The sequence below is a fragment of the Campylobacter concisus genome (genome assembly GCF_002913225.1).
GTDB classification, from domain to species: Bacteria; Campylobacterota; Campylobacteria; order Campylobacterales; family Campylobacteraceae; genus Campylobacter_A; species Campylobacter_A concisus_J.
In genome coordinates this window covers 33,509-49,851 of the sequence record NZ_PPAW01000011.1, presented here as the reverse complement: position 1 = coordinate 49,851, position 16,343 = coordinate 33,509, and the positions used below count along the sequence as shown (strand labels likewise).

At 39.0% G+C, this 16,343-nt stretch carries 18 protein-coding genes, 1 other RNA gene and 1 pseudogene; 12 read left to right on the top strand and 8 right to left on the bottom strand.

Going from position 1 to position 16,343, the window contains the following annotated elements:
* Window positions 1–67: 67 nt before the first annotated feature.
* Window positions 68–259, top strand: coding sequence for a 50S ribosomal protein L35 (rpmI, locus tag CYP26_RS01155; protein WP_012000969.1), 192 nt, complete (start codon window positions 68–70; stop codon window positions 257–259).
* Window positions 260–359: 100 nt separating this feature from the next.
* Complete coding sequence (gene rplT / locus CYP26_RS01150) at window positions 360–716, top strand: 50S ribosomal protein L20 (protein ID WP_004317321.1); 357 nt, start codon at window positions 360–362, stop codon at window positions 714–716.
* A gap of 160 nt (window positions 717–876) precedes the next feature.
* Here rplT and dapF read toward each other — a convergent pair whose 3' ends face one another.
* Window positions 877–1,620 carry a diaminopimelate epimerase gene (gene dapF / locus CYP26_RS01145; protein WP_103630052.1) on the bottom strand — a complete coding sequence of 248 codons (744 nt, stop codon included), beginning with the start codon at window positions 1,618–1,620 and terminating at the stop codon, window positions 877–879.
* A 75-nt stretch (window positions 1,621–1,695) separates the two neighbouring features.
* On the opposite strand from dapF, the gene CYP26_RS10395 reads away from it, so the two are divergent.
* Together CYP26_RS10395 and CYP26_RS10390 are read left to right on the top strand one after the other, a co-directional pair.
* Window positions 1,696–2,085 carry a hypothetical protein gene (locus tag CYP26_RS10395; RefSeq protein WP_258031360.1) on the top strand — a complete coding sequence of 130 codons (390 nt, stop codon included), beginning with the start codon at window positions 1,696–1,698 and terminating at the stop codon, window positions 2,083–2,085.
* The gene (locus CYP26_RS10390; protein ID WP_258031359.1) at window positions 2,054–2,317 is read left to right on the top strand and encodes a hypothetical protein; all 264 of its coding nucleotides are present in this window, start codon (window positions 2,054–2,056) and stop codon (window positions 2,315–2,317) included. Before CYP26_RS10395 ends, CYP26_RS10390 begins: the two co-directional genes overlap by 32 nt.
* Here the strand turns inward: CYP26_RS10390 and coaE are convergent.
* Window positions 2,307–2,909 carry a dephospho-CoA kinase gene (coaE, locus tag CYP26_RS01135; protein WP_103630051.1) on the bottom strand — a complete coding sequence of 201 codons (603 nt, stop codon included), beginning with the start codon at window positions 2,907–2,909 and terminating at the stop codon, window positions 2,307–2,309. The two genes, CYP26_RS10390 and coaE, sit on opposite strands and share 11 nt — an antisense overlap.
* Window positions 2,910–2,988: 79 nt before the next feature.
* Here coaE and purM point away from each other — a divergent pair, with 79 nt between their 5' ends.
* A complete protein-coding gene (purM, locus tag CYP26_RS01130) occupies window positions 2,989–3,972 on the top strand; it encodes a phosphoribosylformylglycinamidine cyclo-ligase (RefSeq protein ID WP_103630050.1) in 984 nt (327 codons plus the stop codon).
* 199 nt (window positions 3,973–4,171) lie between these two features.
* The gene (locus CYP26_RS01125; protein ID WP_103616692.1) at window positions 4,172–4,591 is read left to right on the top strand and encodes an RDD family protein; all 420 of its coding nucleotides are present in this window, start codon (window positions 4,172–4,174) and stop codon (window positions 4,589–4,591) included.
* Window positions 4,592–4,982: 391 nt separating this feature from the next.
* On the opposite strand, the gene CYP26_RS01115 is transcribed toward CYP26_RS01125, so the two are convergent.
* The gene (locus CYP26_RS01115; RefSeq protein WP_103630049.1) at window positions 4,983–5,417 is read right to left on the bottom strand and encodes a hypothetical protein; all 435 of its coding nucleotides are present in this window, start codon (window positions 5,415–5,417) and stop codon (window positions 4,983–4,985) included.
* 113 nt (window positions 5,418–5,530) lie between these two features.
* Here CYP26_RS01115 and ffs point away from each other — a divergent pair.
* Window positions 5,531–5,628, top strand: an RNA gene (gene ffs / locus CYP26_RS01110) — signal recognition particle sRNA small type.
* Here ffs and CYP26_RS01105 read toward each other — a convergent pair.
* The 5 genes from CYP26_RS01105 to dnaA form a co-directional block, all read right to left on the bottom strand.
* A complete protein-coding gene (locus tag CYP26_RS01105; protein WP_103630048.1) occupies window positions 5,615–6,850 on the bottom strand; it encodes an HD domain-containing protein in 1,236 nt (411 codons plus the stop codon). The two genes, ffs and CYP26_RS01105, sit on opposite strands and share 14 nt — an antisense overlap.
* Window positions 6,850–7,479: a preQ(1) synthase gene (gene queF, locus CYP26_RS01100; protein WP_258031358.1), complete on the bottom strand. Its 630-nt coding sequence runs from the start codon at window positions 7,477–7,479 to the stop codon at window positions 6,850–6,852. The genes CYP26_RS01105 and queF overlap by 1 nt, the downstream gene beginning before the upstream one ends.
* Before the next feature lie 53 nt (window positions 7,480–7,532).
* Window positions 7,533–9,842, bottom strand: a complete 2,310-nt coding sequence (gene gyrB, locus CYP26_RS01095; protein ID WP_103581634.1) for a DNA topoisomerase (ATP-hydrolyzing) subunit B — start codon at window positions 9,840–9,842, stop codon at window positions 7,533–7,535.
* Between the two features lie 17 nt (window positions 9,843–9,859).
* Window positions 9,860–10,927: a DNA polymerase III subunit beta gene (gene dnaN, locus CYP26_RS01090; protein ID WP_021087099.1), complete on the bottom strand. Its 1,068-nt coding sequence runs from the start codon at window positions 10,925–10,927 to the stop codon at window positions 9,860–9,862.
* A 153-nt stretch (window positions 10,928–11,080) separates the two neighbouring features.
* Entirely contained in the window at window positions 11,081–12,391 is a 1,311-nt protein-coding gene (gene dnaA / locus CYP26_RS01085; RefSeq protein ID WP_103630047.1) for a chromosomal replication initiator protein DnaA, read from the bottom strand.
* 122 nt (window positions 12,392–12,513) lie between these two features.
* On the opposite strand from dnaA, the gene ruvC reads away from it, so the two are divergent.
* The 5 genes and pseudogenes from ruvC (at window position 12,514) to luxS (ending at window position 16,342) form a co-directional block, all read left to right on the top strand.
* Window positions 12,514–12,993, top strand: a complete 480-nt coding sequence (gene ruvC / locus CYP26_RS01080) for a crossover junction endodeoxyribonuclease RuvC (protein WP_103567041.1) — start codon at window positions 12,514–12,516, stop codon at window positions 12,991–12,993.
* Window positions 12,994–13,009: 16 nt separating this feature from the next.
* Window positions 13,010–13,699 carry an MOSC domain-containing protein gene (locus CYP26_RS01075; RefSeq protein WP_103630046.1) on the top strand — a complete coding sequence of 230 codons (690 nt, stop codon included), beginning with the start codon at window positions 13,010–13,012 and terminating at the stop codon, window positions 13,697–13,699.
* Between the two features lie 66 nt (window positions 13,700–13,765).
* On the top strand, window positions 13,766–14,173 hold the full coding sequence (locus tag CYP26_RS10385) for a PDC sensor domain-containing protein (RefSeq protein ID WP_258031357.1): 408 nt from the start codon (window positions 13,766–13,768) through the stop codon (window positions 14,171–14,173).
* A 990-nt stretch (window positions 14,174–15,163) separates the two neighbouring features.
* Window positions 15,164–15,730: pseudogene (locus CYP26_RS10635) on the top strand (methyl-accepting chemotaxis protein); the annotation flags it as partial.
* Between the two features lie 96 nt (window positions 15,731–15,826).
* Window positions 15,827–16,342, top strand: a complete 516-nt coding sequence (gene luxS / locus CYP26_RS01065) for an S-ribosylhomocysteine lyase (RefSeq protein ID WP_012140684.1) — start codon at window positions 15,827–15,829, stop codon at window positions 16,340–16,342.
* Window position 16,343 lies beyond the last annotated feature (1 nt).

Sequence of the window (16,343 nt, the reverse complement as noted above, 5' to 3'; positions counted from 1 at the left end):
TCTAAAGGATTTTTCGATATAATCCAAATCTTACGCACTTGCGTATAAAATTTCAAAAAGGATTAGCATGCCAAAGATGAAAACCGTTCGCGGTGCTGCTAAGCGCTTTAAAGTAGGTAAAAATAAGATAAAAAGAGGCTCTGCTTTTAGAAGCCATATCTTAACAAAAAAACCTAGTAAGCGTATGAGAGATTTGCGTGGCCCACAATACGTGGACAGCACAAATGTCCCAGCCGTTCGCAAAATGCTCGGCGTATAAGCAGCTGTAGATTTAAGTTTTTGACAAAAAAGTCATTCAAACTCCCCCAAATTTAGGGGCAAGACTCACTTCGTGAGCGCCAATTTGTAAAAGGATAAATATGGCAAGAGTAAAAACAGGCGTAGTTAGAAGAAGACGCCATAAGAAAGTTTTAAAGCTAGCACGTGGCTTTTTCAGTGCTAGACATAAACACTTTAGAAAAGCTAAAGAGCAACTAGAGAGAAGTTTAGTTTATGCATATCGCGACAGACGCCAGAAAAAACGTGATTTCAGACGTTTATGGATCGTTCGTATCAACGCAGCTTGCAGACTAAACGACATTAGCTATTCAAGATTTATCAACGGCTTAAATAAAGCTAAGATCGAACTTGATAGAAAAATTTTAGCTGATCTAGCTATGAATGACGCGAAGGCATTTGCGGCACTTGCAAAACAAGCAAAAGATGCTTTGAAATAAACCTTTTCTCCGCTTCGGCGGAGATCTTCTTTTTTATACACTTTAAAATTTAATAACAAAAACTCTAAAAACTCTTTGTTTTACACAAAATTTGATATGAAATTTAGCCCGCGACTTTTACAAACTACTACCCAAATTTAACTACCAGCAACCAAAATAGCTAAATTTCGATACTCGTATCAAAGCAGTGTTTCACCGCTCCGCTAAATAAGATTTTGCCGTTTTCTAGCCTAAGTCCAAGCTCTTCGCCGCTTTTTGGATAGACTTTTAGACATTGTGCTGCATTTAAATTTAAAGTAGCTCCGTAAAAGCAAGCCGCCATGCCAGTGCCACAAGCTAGCGTCTCGTCCTCCACGCCCCTTTCATAGGTTCTTACCTTTAAAACTCCGCCCTCAAATTTGGCTAAATTTACATTTGCATTGTACTTTTGACGAAGCGCCCTGCACGCTTTGACGTCAAATTCATCTAAATTTTGCGTGAAATTTACAAGGTGAGGCACGCCAGTATCGTAAAAATACCAAGTTTTGCCGTTTTCATTTAGTGGCTCGCTTAAAATCTTTGGACTTGTTAGCACGATCTCGACGCACTCATCTTTCACGCTTGCCATCACCTCGCCGCTGCCAGTCAGCAAGGCAAATTCGCTTGAACTTACAAGGCCGTTTAGATAGGCATATCTAGCAGCCGCGCGCGAGCCGTTACCACACATCGCAGCGTAGCTTCCGTCGCTGTTGTAAAACTCCCATTTCACGCCCTTTTCATAAGGCAAAAGTACTATTAGTCCGTCAGCTCCCACGCCGTTTGTTCGGCTGCAAATTTGTCTTGCAAGCTCGCTTCTATCTTTGCTCAAAAATGTATGAAATATGACAAAATCGTTGCCGCTAGCGTTATATTTTGAGACTTGCATGAGCCATCCTTCTATTTTTTGCGTGATTTTACTAAAATTTAGATAAGAGTTATTAGTGATTTTAAAGGAGCCACTTTGAAGAGCTGTATCTTAAATTTAGAAAAAGAGTTTTCTTTGATAGAAAATGGCTTTAAAGAGCAAGAAAGTAGGGCTTTGGCTGACTATAAAGCAAAGGGAGCAGAGCGCTGCAAAGAGCTTGCATACATAGCATACGGCTCGAATGTCTATCAAGTGCGGATGTATGCGGTTTTTCTCTTTGGGCACCTATCAGATAGTGAAGAAATTTTGGCGTTTATGAGAGATGAAGTCTCAAAAGATGAAAACTGGAGGGTTCAAGAGGTGCTAGCAAAGGCATTTGACGAGTTTTGCAAGAAAATTGGCTACGAGCAGGCACTTTTTACCATTGATGAGTGGCTAAAAAATGGCAACGCAAATGCAAAAAAGAGCCGTAACAGAGGGCCTTAGGATATGGACAAACAGACCCTATTTTAAAGATAACCCAGATGAGGCCATTAGACGCCTAGCCAGCCTAAAAGAAGACGAGAGCGAGTATCTTAGAAAGTCGGTTGGCAACGCTCTAAAAGATATAAGCAAAAAATTTCCAAATTTAGTAAAAGCTGAGCTTGATAGTTGGGATTTGGGTAGTAAAGAGGCCATGCAAACATATAAATTTGCTAGTAAATTTATCAAGAAATAGCGCAAATTTGCCTTAGAAATTTCTCTAGCTCGAGCTGTAAATTCTTCCTGTCATTGCTATTATCGATAACAAATTTTGCCATTTTTTTCTTTTGCTCGATATCCATCTGAAGCTCTACTCTAGCTTTTGCAGCTTCTAAATTTAGAGCATTTCGGTTCATTAGACGGCTTATCAAAAGCTCTTTTGGTGCATAGATCACGGCTACATTTTTAAATTCGCTGTAACGCTCCTCTTTTTCAAAAAACAAAGGGATATCGACAAAATAAATCTCCCCTAAGCGCTCAAGCTGCAAGGCCTTTGATAAAATTTCAGCTTTTATCTTTGGATGTAAAATTTGCTCTAAATTTTTAAGCTTTTTTGGCTCGTTAAAGACGATGGCGCCCAGTTTTTTGCGCTCTATCCTGCCAGTCTCATCTAAAATTTGCTCACCAAACTCTCTAACGATCTCGCCTTTGCAAATTTCAAGCTGCTCGTGGGTGATCAAGTCCGCATCTATCACGCTAAATCCTCGCTCTTTTAGTAAATTTACAACTGTGCTTTTGCCGCTAGCGATCGAGCCTGTGATGACGTAGGCGTTTGGAAATTTCTGCAAAGTCGCTCCATTTTTGAAAATTGATAACAATTTTAGCAACTTTTGGCTAAAGTTTTAAAAAATAACCAAAAGGGTGAAAATGATAAGTTATAAAGATGCCGGAGTCGATATAGATGCTGGAAACAGCTTTGTTGAGGCGATCAAGCCTTTCGTAAAATCTACGCAAACACCAAACGTCATAGGCGGCATCGGATCATTTTCAGGTGCGGTCAGACTGCCAAGCGGATATAAAAATCCAGCCATTTTAGGCGCGACTGACGGCGTTGGCACGAAGCTTCGCCTAGCTATCGACGCTAAGAAATTTGATGGCGTTGGCGAGGATCTAGTCGCCATGTGCGTAAATGACCTCATCTGCAACTTCGCCACACCACTCTTTTTCCTCGACTACTACGCGACTGCAAAACTTGAGATAGAAAGCGCCAAAGAGGTGGTAAAAAGCATCGCAAATGGCTGCAAAAAGGCGCAGTGTGCGCTGATCGGCGGTGAGACAGCTGAGATGCCGTCGATGTATGAAAAGGGTGACTTTGACCTTGCTGGATTTGCCGTGGGTATCGCCGAGGCTGACGAGATCGACAGGAGCAAATTTGTAAAATCTGGTGACGTTTTAGTCGCACTTCCAAGTAGCGGCCTGCACTCAAATGGCTTTTCGCTTGCAAGAAAAGTGGTAAGCGAACTCGGGCTAAAATTTGATGAAAAAGTGGGCGATAAGAAACTCATCGACGTGCTTCTTGAGCCAACTAGAATTTACGTGAGCGACTTTTTAAGATTAAAAGATAAGATCACAGCGATGGCGCATATAACGGGTGGTGGCATAGTTGAAAACTTGCCTCGCGTCTTTCCTGCTGGACTTGGTGCGAAGGTGCAAAAAAGCGTTATAAAAACGCATGAAATTTTTAAAATCCTAGCTCAAAAAGTAGAAGATAGCGAGATGATGAGGACATTTAACATGGGCGTTGGTATGATCATTGTTGTGCCTAAAGAAAACGTTGATGCTGTCTTAGCAAATAGCGATGGCTACGTGATCGGCGAAGTGGTAAGTGGCAAAGGCGTTGAGCTAGTTTGATGCAAGAAATCAGCAAAAAACGTCTGCTAAGATCAAAAATCTTAGCGTTCATATAGGCTGTTTTGGTGTGCTAAAAAGCGAGATAAAAAAGCTTGATATTTATAAGCACTGGTGCGAGGTCTCACGCACCTCTACTATGCTTTGCGTCACGCATGATGTTGAGAAATTTAATCGAATTTTATAAAAACAGGAAATTGACTTGGCAAAACAAAAGGCAAAAATCGCACCTATCTGGGCTAGAGCAAAGGCCTTTATCATCGATCTTTTTATCATCGGTATGCCAGTATTTTACATCAGCACATATCTCGTTCTTGGCGGTAAAGAGGAATTTTTAAACAACCAGCTTGCCATCTTTGTGGTAAATAGCATCATATCATTTATAATGTGCCTTTTTTTTAGCATAAAAGCACAAACTCCGGGCTATAAAGCACAAGAAATTTATCTAATAAACCTAAAAACCGGTAGAAAGCTAAGCTTTTTTCACGCGATCTTGCGTCAAATTTGCTTTGCATTTGCTGGCTTTAGCATCATCGGACTTTGCCTTTGCTTTTTTAGAAAAGACAAGCTAAATTTACACGACATCATAACCCACTCAGCCGCCGTGCAAAAAGCAGCTTAAATTTACTTCACTCCGTGCCAAAGTAGGCGGTTTTTGCCTAGTTTTGTGTCGATACTCTCTAACGACCTAATAAATATACTCTTTTAAAAGCCCTATGGCTTACTTTAGGCTCTTGCCCTTTGCAGGGTAGCAAGCAAGTGCCACTAAGAAGCTACATCCCACACCTCTCATCATAATATGGCTAATCTATGCGCTTAATTTTTTATCTTGGCAACAGCTTTATCAAAAAATAATGCACATTTATCAATGTAAATTTAGCTGATGAAGTGTTATTTCGAATTCTTGGTCATAAATCGCCCAAACTAGCGAGCTAAATAGAGAAAATAAAGGCTAAAAACGAGAAAATTTAGCTACAAGCTACAAGAAATTTTTGATTAAATTTGAGTGAAATTTAAGCACTTTGCGAGTAGAGCTTGACCTCGTTTATCAAAAACTCATAGACCCTTTGCTGCACTAAAATTTCCTCCTCACAGCCACTCATCAAGCGGCGAAGGTGCGAAAAGTCTATCTTTTTAGCATATCTTTTGTGGTCTTTCATATCTTTATCTATGCTTAAAAGAAGCGTATCAAGCGTGATCCTATCATTTCTTTTGACCCTTGCCACGTACTCTCTAACGGTTTGGATTAAGAAGTCTTTTCTAGTCTGATCGTTTTCATAAATTTCATTTACGATGTCATTTAAGATGAAAAAATCATCCTCATCTGGGTCAAATTTAGCCGAGATAATCGCAGCAAAAATTTTGGCACGAAACTCTAAGGACTTGTGGTGATAGATGAAAAAATCCCTAAAGGCCGATAAAAAACGAAGTTTGATCTTTCCTGGCATTGCCCTACTTTTGGTGAAATTTATATGAGATTATATACTCTTAAAGCTAAATTTTAAAAAATGTAACTATAAAACTAAATTTAAGTATAGTTTTTGTATGATTGCGAAGCTCCTTCTTAGACCTGTGCAATGCTTTTTATGAGCACCGCTTCAGGGTGGGAACACAGCAGAGCACTTGTATTAAGTGTGTGCCGCAGTCATCTGAGAGGGGGTCTTTCTAAACCAAAATGCTTATTAAAATCATCGCAAATTTCTAAAAAATCCACTCCATCGATCTTAGGTTTTTCGCTAAAAAATTTATACATATTATTAAAGCCGTCAGTTAGCTCTTTAGACTTGACGCCGTAGCTTATAGAAATTCCAGCTTCGATGTAGGCTGAGAGCTTATCGCAGTACTTTAGCGCTTTGCCATCGATCGGGTTAAATTTATCCTCATTGACGTTCTCCATAGTCCCTTCGTGGCAGATGATCTTGCGCTCGAATGTTCTATTTTCAAACTCATCTTTGATAAATTTCTCGCCATCTTTTCTGATACCTAGGATGTAGCTAAACTCATCTCTGATCTTTTCTGGCACAAATGGCAAAATCCTCTCATCAATAAGCCTCATCTCATACTCGCTGATGATCTCATTTAGCCCCTTTACGCCGTATTTTACAGGGCTTATGATATCCCTTGTAAGGCTCTCTGGTAGGTCGTGAAAAAGGGCACAAAAGAAGTTATTTTCTAGGCGTTTTTTGCAAGCTTTTGCTTTTAGTGAGTAAAAATAGCTAAGTATCGCAACAACTAGCATATGTCCTAAGACCGCAGTTTCAGGGATGCGAGGCGTTTGTGCCCAGCGCTTTTGAAACCTTAGTCTGCCACTTAGATCAACAAGACGGGCTAGCTTTTGATTCATAGCGATCTTTCTAACGCCAATTAACTCGTAATAATCTTCCATCTCCTCCTCAACCTTCGCCTTAAGCTCGTCGATATCGCTTAAAAACTGGCTCGTTTGATAGACGATAGAAAATTCCCACCTCGTGGCAAGATAGCTCGCTGCTTTTAAGATGAGGCGCTCTTTTTCGTGAGTTTTGTCGTTTTTATAGTGGTTTTTAAATCTCTCTAAAAACTCGCCACCCTCGATATCTGAGATGAGTGTCTCAAGGTTACTTAAAACCCAGCTATTTATCTGCTCTTTTTTTGTCTTTTGGATGTGGTGAAAGACGTCAGGGCGTATGTCTGTGACTACGACCCTGCTTAAAAACTCAAAAATTCCAGCCTCGATGATGTAGTTCATGTCGGCATTTTGCTCTTGTTTTGCTATGAAATAAGCGATGATAAATTTATGAGCCTGCTTGTCAAGCTCGACTAAATTTGTCATCTTTGGATAGTCGTTCCAACGTGATATAGATGCTGCTTTAAAGATATGTTCTATAAGCTTAGCACTTATCATTATTTATCCTTTTTGACTACTTTTGGCTTCTTATCATCGGCGTAGCTTATCTTTCTAAAGCCCTCTTTGTTTGAGCTTCTTCTTGGCTTGTCATCTTTTTTAAATTTATCATCTCTGCTGCCTCTACTACTGCTGCGATCGCTTGTACTACGTCTCTCACGTGGTTTATCACTAAAGCTTCTCTCCCTACTTCTTGGAGCGTATTCTTTCTCTTCAGCTGGCTTTTTTACCACTAGATCAGAGCTGATCTCGATAATCGTATGGACATTTCCACGTGGGTTAAAGTCACCAACTATCTTCATAAATTTAGGCTCAAGCTTTTTCTCTAAAACAGAGTAAATTTCATTTATACTATCTTCGTGGCTGATGTTACGGTTCATAAAGCTATTTATATAAAGCTTTATAGCTTTTAGCTCTACAACAAGCTTGTTTGGTATGTACTCAAGGTATATGGTCGCAAAGTCAGGATAACCAGAGCGAGGGCAAAGGCAGCAAAATTCAGGCAGAGTGATCTTTATGACATAGTCCCTTGTTTGTTTATTTTCCCAGACCTCAAGGTCACTCTCTACGTCAAATTCTTTCAAAATTTTCTCGCCGTATTTCATCTCTATCTCTATCTCTTCGCTCATTTTTTATCCTTTATATTTTTGCTAACCAGGTCAAATTTAAATTTGATCACCTTTTAAATATCTAAGTGTTTAACGTCTTTTGCGTGGTCTTGGATGTAGTTTCTTCTTGGCTCGACCTCATCGCCCATGAAGAGATTAAACGTGTCAGAAGCGCTTATAGCGTCGTTTATATCGATCTTTAAAAGTCTTCTATTCTCAGGATTCATAGTTGTCTCCCAAAGCTGCTCAGGGTTCATCTCACCAAGACCTTTGTAGCGCTGGATATATGCACCTTTTTTCGCATTTTTCTCTACTTCATCAAGTACATCTATAACGTCACTATGCAAGTCTAGACCGCGCTCTTTTATCTTTTGGCTGATGTAAAGCGCCTCTTCATAGAGTGGATTTGTAAATAAATTTTCATTTACCACAAGCTCTTCTAGGCCGCTCTCTGTTTGGACGTAAATTCTAACCTCATCTTCGCTAACGTAGTGGTTTAGTATGTTATGACCCTCAGCCTTTAAGAAATCCCTCAAAATTTCAAAAATTTCATTGTAGCTTTTTGAGACGATGTCTGGATTTTCTATCATATAGCGGATCGCTGAAAGGACGTTAAAGCGTTTTTCAAGCTCTTTTAAGACGCTTCTATAAGCTGCAACGATCTTTAAAAAATCAATCAAATCCGCACTACCAATGCCCTCTATATCAACGCCCTCGATGCCAGTTTCTATAAGAAATTCGTTTAATGCCTTTTCATCTTTTAGATAAATTTCTTTCTTACCTTTTTTATAGCGATAAAGTGGCGGCTGAGCTAGATAGATGTGGCCATTTTCTACAACTTTATTTAAAAATCTAAAGAAGAAAGTTAAAAGTAGCGTCTGGATGTGGCTACCATCGACGTCGGCGTCGGTCATGATGATGATCTTATGATATCTAAGCTTTTCAGCGTCAAATTCATCTCCGATGCCACAACCTAGCGCTGTTATCATATTTTTTATCTCATCAGATTTTAAAATTTTATCTAGTCTTGCCTTTTCAACGTTTAGAATTTTACCCTTAAGTGGCAATATCGCTTGAAAAACTCTATCACGTCCTTGTTTTGCAGAACCGCCTGCAGAGTCGCCCTCCACTAGGTATAGCTCGCTAATTACTGGGTCTTTACTCTGACAATCAGCTAGTTTGCCAGGGAGCGTGCCTACGCTCATGCTCTCTTTTTTGCGAGTTAGATCCCTAGCTTTTTTAGCTGCTTCTCTACCACGGGCTGCCATTAGGGCTTTATCCATTATCGCTCTTGCTTCGATAGGATTTTCTTCAAAATACTTTGTAAGCACGTCAAAAACCATCTTTTGAACGATAGGTTTTACGTAGCTTGAGCCTAGTTTGCCCTTTGTTTGTCCCTCAAACTGCGGCTCTGGCACCTTTACGCTCACAACTGCTATAAGTCCCTCGCGGATATCTTCACCAGTTATCTTTGTATCTTTTTCACGTGCAGCAGCATTTGCTTGAACGTAGTTTGTGATGACTCTTGTAAGGCCTGCTCTAAAGCCAGCCTCGTGCGTACCGCCATCTGGAGTTTTGATGTTATTTACAAAGCTTAGTAAATTTTCACTATAAGTGTCGTTGTAAAGCAGTGCAAAATCAACCATAACATCATCTTCGCCGCCGCTAAATGAGACCGCTTTGCTGACAGCGTTTGCCTTATTCATATCAGTTACAAAGCTCTCAAGTCCGCCCTCAAAATGAAAGCTCTCACTTCTGCCATTTCTTTGATCTTTGAAATTTATAGTTATCTTTGGGTTTAGATAGGCTAGCTCGCGAAATCTTTTTACTAAAATTTCATCGTCAAATTCAGTCACTTCAAATATGCTATCATCTGGCCAAAACTCAACTTGCGTGCCTGTGCGGTTTGTAGTTTTTATCACTTCAAGATCGCTTTGAGGGATGCCTTTTGCAAATTCTTGTCTGTGAAGCTTGCCATCACGCTTGATATTTACGACTAGCTTTTTAGAAAGAGCATTTACGACAGATACACCAACGCCGTGAAGACCACCTGAGACCTTATATGTGTCCTTGTCAAATTTACCACCAGCGTGAAGCACAGTTAGAACAACAGTCGCAGCTGAAATTTTCTCAGTCGGGTGCATATCTACTGGGATACCACGGCCATTATCGCTAATGATCGCTGAGCCCTCACGTGTAAGCTCAACATCTATCGTATCGCAGTATCCTGCCATCGCTTCGTCGATAGAGTTATCAACGACTTCGTAGATCATGTGGTGAAGACCGCTTATGTTAGTATCACCTATATACATGCCTGGGCGCTTCCTAACCGCCTCAAGCCCTTTTAGTACTTTAATATTTTCTGCGCCGTAATTATTTTCCATCATAAACCTTTTTTAACTTATATATTTAATGGACTTATAACTGTTAAAAGCTCTTTTGAGCTAACAACGAAAGGTAAATTTTTATCTTTAAATCCAAACTCAAATTTCTCATCTTCTATGCTTTGTAAGAAGTCTATTAAATTTCTATTTTTTACATTTATGCTGATATCTTCTTCAAGTCCTGTTTGAAACTCTATCATCGTTTTGGCTTCAGAGTTGTCCTCTATGATGCTCTCAAACGTGATGCTCTCTTTTGAAAAAGTTATCTTCATCTGATCGCTTAGCATCGAGATAGTCTTGATGCCTTCAACCATCTTATCTCTGCTTAGTTCAAATCTTATAGCGATATCTTTTGGTATAACGCGCTCATAGTCAGGGAATTTGCCATTTATCAGTTTTGTGAAAAACTCAAAATTTTGGCTTTGAGCGATGAGGACGTTTTCATCATAGTAAATTTCTATCTTGTCGAAAAATAGCTTTTGAATTTCATTTATCGCTTTTTTAGGGATGATCAGTGAAAATTCATTGCTCGCTTCATTTGCAAATTTAAATACAGCTAGCCTTTTTGTATCGGTGCCTACTATATTTATATAGTTTTGTTTTATATCTAGTAAAGCGCCGTTTAGCTCAAATTTAGGGTTATTGCTATCAATGCATGGCAAAATTTTCTTTAAGCTTCTGCCTAACATTATGGCGTCTATGTTAAATTTAGCCTTGCCTTCTATCGTTGGAAACTCTGGGAAGTCTTCAAATTTATACATTGGAAGTTTGTATTTTGAGTTTTTTTGTTTGATGTAAAGATAGTTATTAACAGTTTCAAGCGTTACCTCTTCATCTTTTAGGCTTTTTATGATGTCAAGTAGCTTTTTACCATTTGCAGTCGCATAGCCCTCATCAACGATCTTTGCGTTGCTTAGTTTATATGCTAGTCCTATCTCGTGATCAGTTGCTTTTATGTTTAAAACTCCATCTTTTGCAGAGATATAGATGTGAGAAGTTATAGCACTAAGATCTCTTTTTTCGAGATATGGATTAGTGTTTGTTACTATGCTCTCAAGCATGTTTTTGTTTATTAAAACCTTCATTAAATACTCCCTCTTATTTTTAATTTTCTTTTTGTTGTATTAGTTGGTAGCGTGAAAGTGTGAAAAGCATCTTTTCTTACGCCAGCATCGTTATTTAAAATGTGAAAAGAATTTTTCATTTCTTCACATTTATTCACGAATTTCATTCTGTTTTTATCCTTTTGTTAAAATTTTGTTCTTTATCTCAGTCACTCTGAGGTTGAAAATTTCGTTGCTCTCCATGAGCTCGTTTATCTTTTTTATATTGTGACTAACGGCGCTATGGTCTTTCATACCAAAATAGTTTGCGATTTGTGGCATTGAATTTGTAGTGAGCATCTTTGCAAGGTAGATGATGATGCGTCTAGCCTCGACGATGTTTTGCACTCTTGACTTGCTTTTTATGTCGCTTGGCTTGATATTTAGCTCTTTGCTAACGATCTCTATAATGGTCTCTAAATTTATATTTTCATGTTTTTCTTTGATGAGATCTTTTAGTGTATTTTTAGCAAATTCAAGCGTTATCTCAACTCTCATCAAGCTTGCGTAGGCGTTTAAATTTATGATAGCGCCCTCGATCTCACGGATATTATCGCCCATATTTGTAGCAATGTAGTCGATCACCTCTTTGTTTAGATAAATTTTGTCAAATTCACATTTTTTGATGATGATGGCTATCTTTGTATCAAGTTCAGGTGGTGTGATATCAGCCATTATGCTTTGTTCAAACCTTGACTTTAGCCTCTCATCAAAGCCCTTTAGTGTCTTTGCTGGGCGGTCTGAGGTCATTACGATCTGACCTTTTTTGGCGATGAGCTCGTTAAAGGTGTTGAAAAACTCCTCTTGAATTTTATCCGTCTTTCCTAAAAACTGCACATCGTCTATTAGTAAAACGTCGCAGTTTCGGTATTTCTCACGAAATTTAGTCATCGAGTGGCTATTTAGATGCGTGGTAAAATCAATCATAAACTGATCGCTCGTCACACAGATGACGACCTTACCTTGATCTAGGCAGTAGTTGCCAACTGACTGAAGCAAGTGCGTCTTGCCAAGACCTGTTGTGCCATATATAAAAAGTGGGTTGTAAAGCACTCCAGGCTTGTCTGCAACTGCCTTTGCGTTTAAAAATGCAAACTGATTTGAGTCGCCACAGACAAAATTTTCAAATGTATATCCAGGGTTTAAGATACTGCTTTGCGCCTTGATCTGCTTTACATTTACTTGGCTTTGTTTTATGTTTTTTAGCTTTGTTTGGCTTGTTATCTCGACCTCTGGCTTTTTGCCGGTTTTTACTTCGTAAAGGTAGGCGATCTTTTCTGCGTATCTAGTTTTTATAAATTTAGCCATCAATTCACTTGTGGCGTTAAAAACTATAAAATCTTCGTTTGAAGCTTTTTCATTAAATTTTAATTGTTTGATGTAGCAGTCAAATTCATTAGCTGATATTTTTGTCTGTAAAAGCTCTAAAATCTCGTCTGCTAGCAAATTTAAACCCTTTTGAAGTAATTAATTTTATTAGCGATTTTATCTTAAATTTAATAAAACCTTTGTTAAACTCTGACAAACTTTTTCACGGCGTGAAAAAGTCGTGAAAAAGTATTGAAAAGATTGTGATGAAAATTTTAGGAATAGACCCAGGCACGAAAAATTGTGGCTACGCGATACTTGAAAAGAGCAAATTTAAAACTACTCTTCTTGAAGCTGGGCTTATAAAGATAAAGCCAAACACGCTTCAATACCAAATAACAGAGCTTTGCGAGGGGCTTGACCTCATCTTTAAAAACCATAAATTTGACGAGGTCGCGATAGAGGACATCTTCTTTGCCTACAACCCAAAAACGGTCTTAAAGCTCGCTCAGTTTCGCGGGGCGCTTAGTCTTAAAATTTTGCAGCTTCATGGGGACTTTGCCGAATATACGCCACTTCAAGTAAAAAAAACTGTCACTGGCAAGGCAAAGGCTGACAAAGAGCAGGTGGCATTTATGGTGAAGAAAATTTTAGGCATAAACAAAGAGATAAAACCGCTTGATATCACCGATGCGATCGCGATCGCGCTAACTCATGCGAATAATTTAAGAATAAACTAAATTTGATAGGAAAAATATGGCAACACTAAAAGCTTTACTAATCGGAGATGTGAAAAACTACGGCTCGCAAAATGCGACTGATAAGCTAAATTTACCTTGGAGCTCGGCTATTTTTAAAGTAGCTCAAAATGGCGAAATTTTCGCAAATGAGCTTGGCTTTGAGGGCGATAGCGTAGCTGATACGAAGCATCATGGCGGTCCTGAAAAGGCAGTCTTTGCAAATTCATTTGCAAACTACGCCGAGTGGGAGAAATTTTTAGGATTAAAAAATATGGCTTATGGGGCGATGGGGGAGAATTTATGCGTTGATGGGCTTGATGAGAGCTGCGTTTATGTGGGCGATATCCATAAGATCGGCTCGCTTGTGCTTCAAGTCTCGCAGCCTAGAAAGCCATGCTTTAAGCTCTCAAAAAGATGGGGCAATGAAAATATGGCTACTCACATCTTTAAAACAGGCCTTACTGGCTGGTACTACCGCGTTCTTACGCCAGGCTCGTGCAAGGCGGGCGACATGATAGAGGTTGTAGAAAGTGACCCAGTTCATATGAGCATTTTAGAGATAAATAGGCTATTTTACGCGCCAAGTGAAAATTTAAATTTACTAGAGAAATTTAACGCCCTCACTACTCTTACAAATGGCTGGCATGATGATATGAAAAGACGCATCGAGGGAATTTATAGCACCGAATTTATGAAAACACTATAAACATTTATACTTTTGCTCCGATTTTGTTTTGCAAATGGATTTCAAACAAAATTTAAAGGAGCAGAGGTGTTTCGTTCTATCACAAATAAGATAGCACTAGCCTTGATGATCTTACTCATCATCTCGTTTTGTGCTATCTCTGCAGTGAGTTATTTTACTTCAAAGGACAAGATCGTTGAACTTGTCAGTGGCAAAGAGGATCAAGTCCTTAAAGATATAAAGAGTGTTGCAAACACTTTTTTTGATGAAAATTTAGAGCATATCAAGAAAATTTCATCAGTCGTTGAGAGCGCTCAAAGTGGCGATGAGATAATGAACTTTGTCTTATCAGAAAAAAAGGTCGCAAACTCTGCAGTGAGCTATATTTATTACGGCGATGAGGATGGACACTTCTTCCAATCAGATGGTAAAAGAACAACCGTAGCTGACAACTATGATCCAAGAACTAGAGGCTGGTATAAGAGCACAAAATAGAAAAATAAAGAAATTTATACCGAGCCAAGGGTCACTTCTACAAATGATCTTGTTATGAGTTTTACTGCTCCTGTTAATAAAAATGGTAAATTTGTTGGCGTTGTTGGTATAGATATAGATGTGAAAAAAGTTAGCGACAAGATCATCGAGATAGGCAACACTGGCGATGGTGGATATGCTTATGTGATGAGAAAAGATGGCACTATGCTCTTTTCTGACGTAGCTTCAGAGGTTGGCACTATCTTGCCTGTTACAAAGGTCGTCTCAGAAAAATATGCCAATAAAGAATTTGACGAAAATGGTCTGATCTCATATAAAAACTCTAAAAACCAAGATGTAACGGCTAAAATTTTACCTATCAACGATGATGGCTGGCTTGCAACTGTCGCAGTAGGTGCGGATACCTTTTTAAAGCATACTATGCCTATCTTAAAAGCTCAGCTAACCCTTGCAGTGCTCTTTATAGTCATACTTTCAGCCATTGTTTTCGTGCTACTAAAACGCTCGCTTAAACCTATCGGAGTTATACAAGAGAAGCTTTCTGATACCTTTAAATTTATCACTTATGAGAGCAGCACCGCTCCAAGCAAGCTAGACATCCACACAACTGATGAATTTGGCGTGATGAGTGAAGAGATAAATAAAAATATCGACAAAGTCATAGCTGGCATCAAAAAAGATAACACCATGCTTGAAGAGCTAAATGTAGCTGCAAATAACATGATAAGAGGAAATTTAGGCGTCAAACTAAGTGAGAATCCAAACAACCCATCACTTATCAAGCTAAAAGATCTGCTAAATACTTTCTTTAGCTCTATCAGTCAAAATTTAGGCAGCGTCATAAATATCCTAAAAGCCTACTCAAATAATGACTACACAGCTAAGATCGAGCTAAGAGATGACATAGAGGCTGATCTAAAAGCTATGATGGTTGGCATAAATAACGCAGGCGATGCTATAAGTGCTATGCTAAATAGCAACCTAAATCAAGCTCAAATTTTAGAAGAAAAGGCAACTATGCTTGCTGAGTCTATGAGAAATTTAACTGAGGGTGCGAGCAAACAAGCTGACTCTATCCAAGAGAGCGCGGCTGCGGTTGAGCAGATGAGTAGCTCGATGAATGCCATCTCACAAAAGACAGGGGACGTCATAAGACAAAGTGATGAGATAAAAAATATCATCGTCATCATCCGTGACATCGCTGATCAGACAAATTTACTAGCCCTAAATGCCGCTATAGAAGCAGCAAGGGCTGGCGAGCATGGACGTGGCTTTGCGGTCGTGGCTGATGAGGTTAGAAAACTAGCTGAAAGGACACAAAAATCTCTAGGCGAGATCGAGGCAAATACAAATGTCCTTGCTCAATCAATCAACGAGATGAGTGAGAGCATAAAAGAGCAAGCTGAGGGCATAAATATGATAAATAGAAGTGTCGCTCAAATAGATAACGTCACAAAAGAAAATAGAAGCGTCGTTAGTAACACAAATGACGTAACTAGCGAGATAGATAGCATGGCGAAGGTCATACTAACAGACGTTAGAAAAAATAAATTTTAATACTTCAAATACTACTAGGCTCATGTAAATTTACGTGAGCCTTTAAATTTTAAATCTTTTTTACGCTAAAATTACCAAAAATTTAAAGGAGAATATATGCCACTACTTGATAGTTTTTGCGTAGATCATGTGAAGATGAAAGCCCCAGGAGTAAGACTAGCAAAGAGTATGAAGACCCCAAAAGGCGATGATATCAGCGTTTTTGACTTGAGATTTTGCAAGCCAAATGAAGAAATTTTGCCAGAAAAGGGCACTCACACTTTAGAGCACCTATTTGCTGGCTTTATGAGAAACCATCTAAATGGCAACGGCGTAGAGATCATAGACATCTCGCCGATGGGTTGCAGGACTGGCTTTTATATGAGTGTGATCGGCACACCTAGCGAAGAGGCTGTAAAAAAGGCATGGCTTGCTTCGATGAAAGATATCTTAGAGGTCAAAGATCAAGATAAGATCCCAGAGCTAAATAAATTTCAATGTGGCACTTACAAAATGCACTCGCTTGATGAGGCGCACGCCATAGCAAGCAAAATTTTAGCACAAGGTTTAGTCATCATAAATAACGATGAGATCAAGCTTGACGTTGATGCTATGGGACTAAAAAAGCACTGAT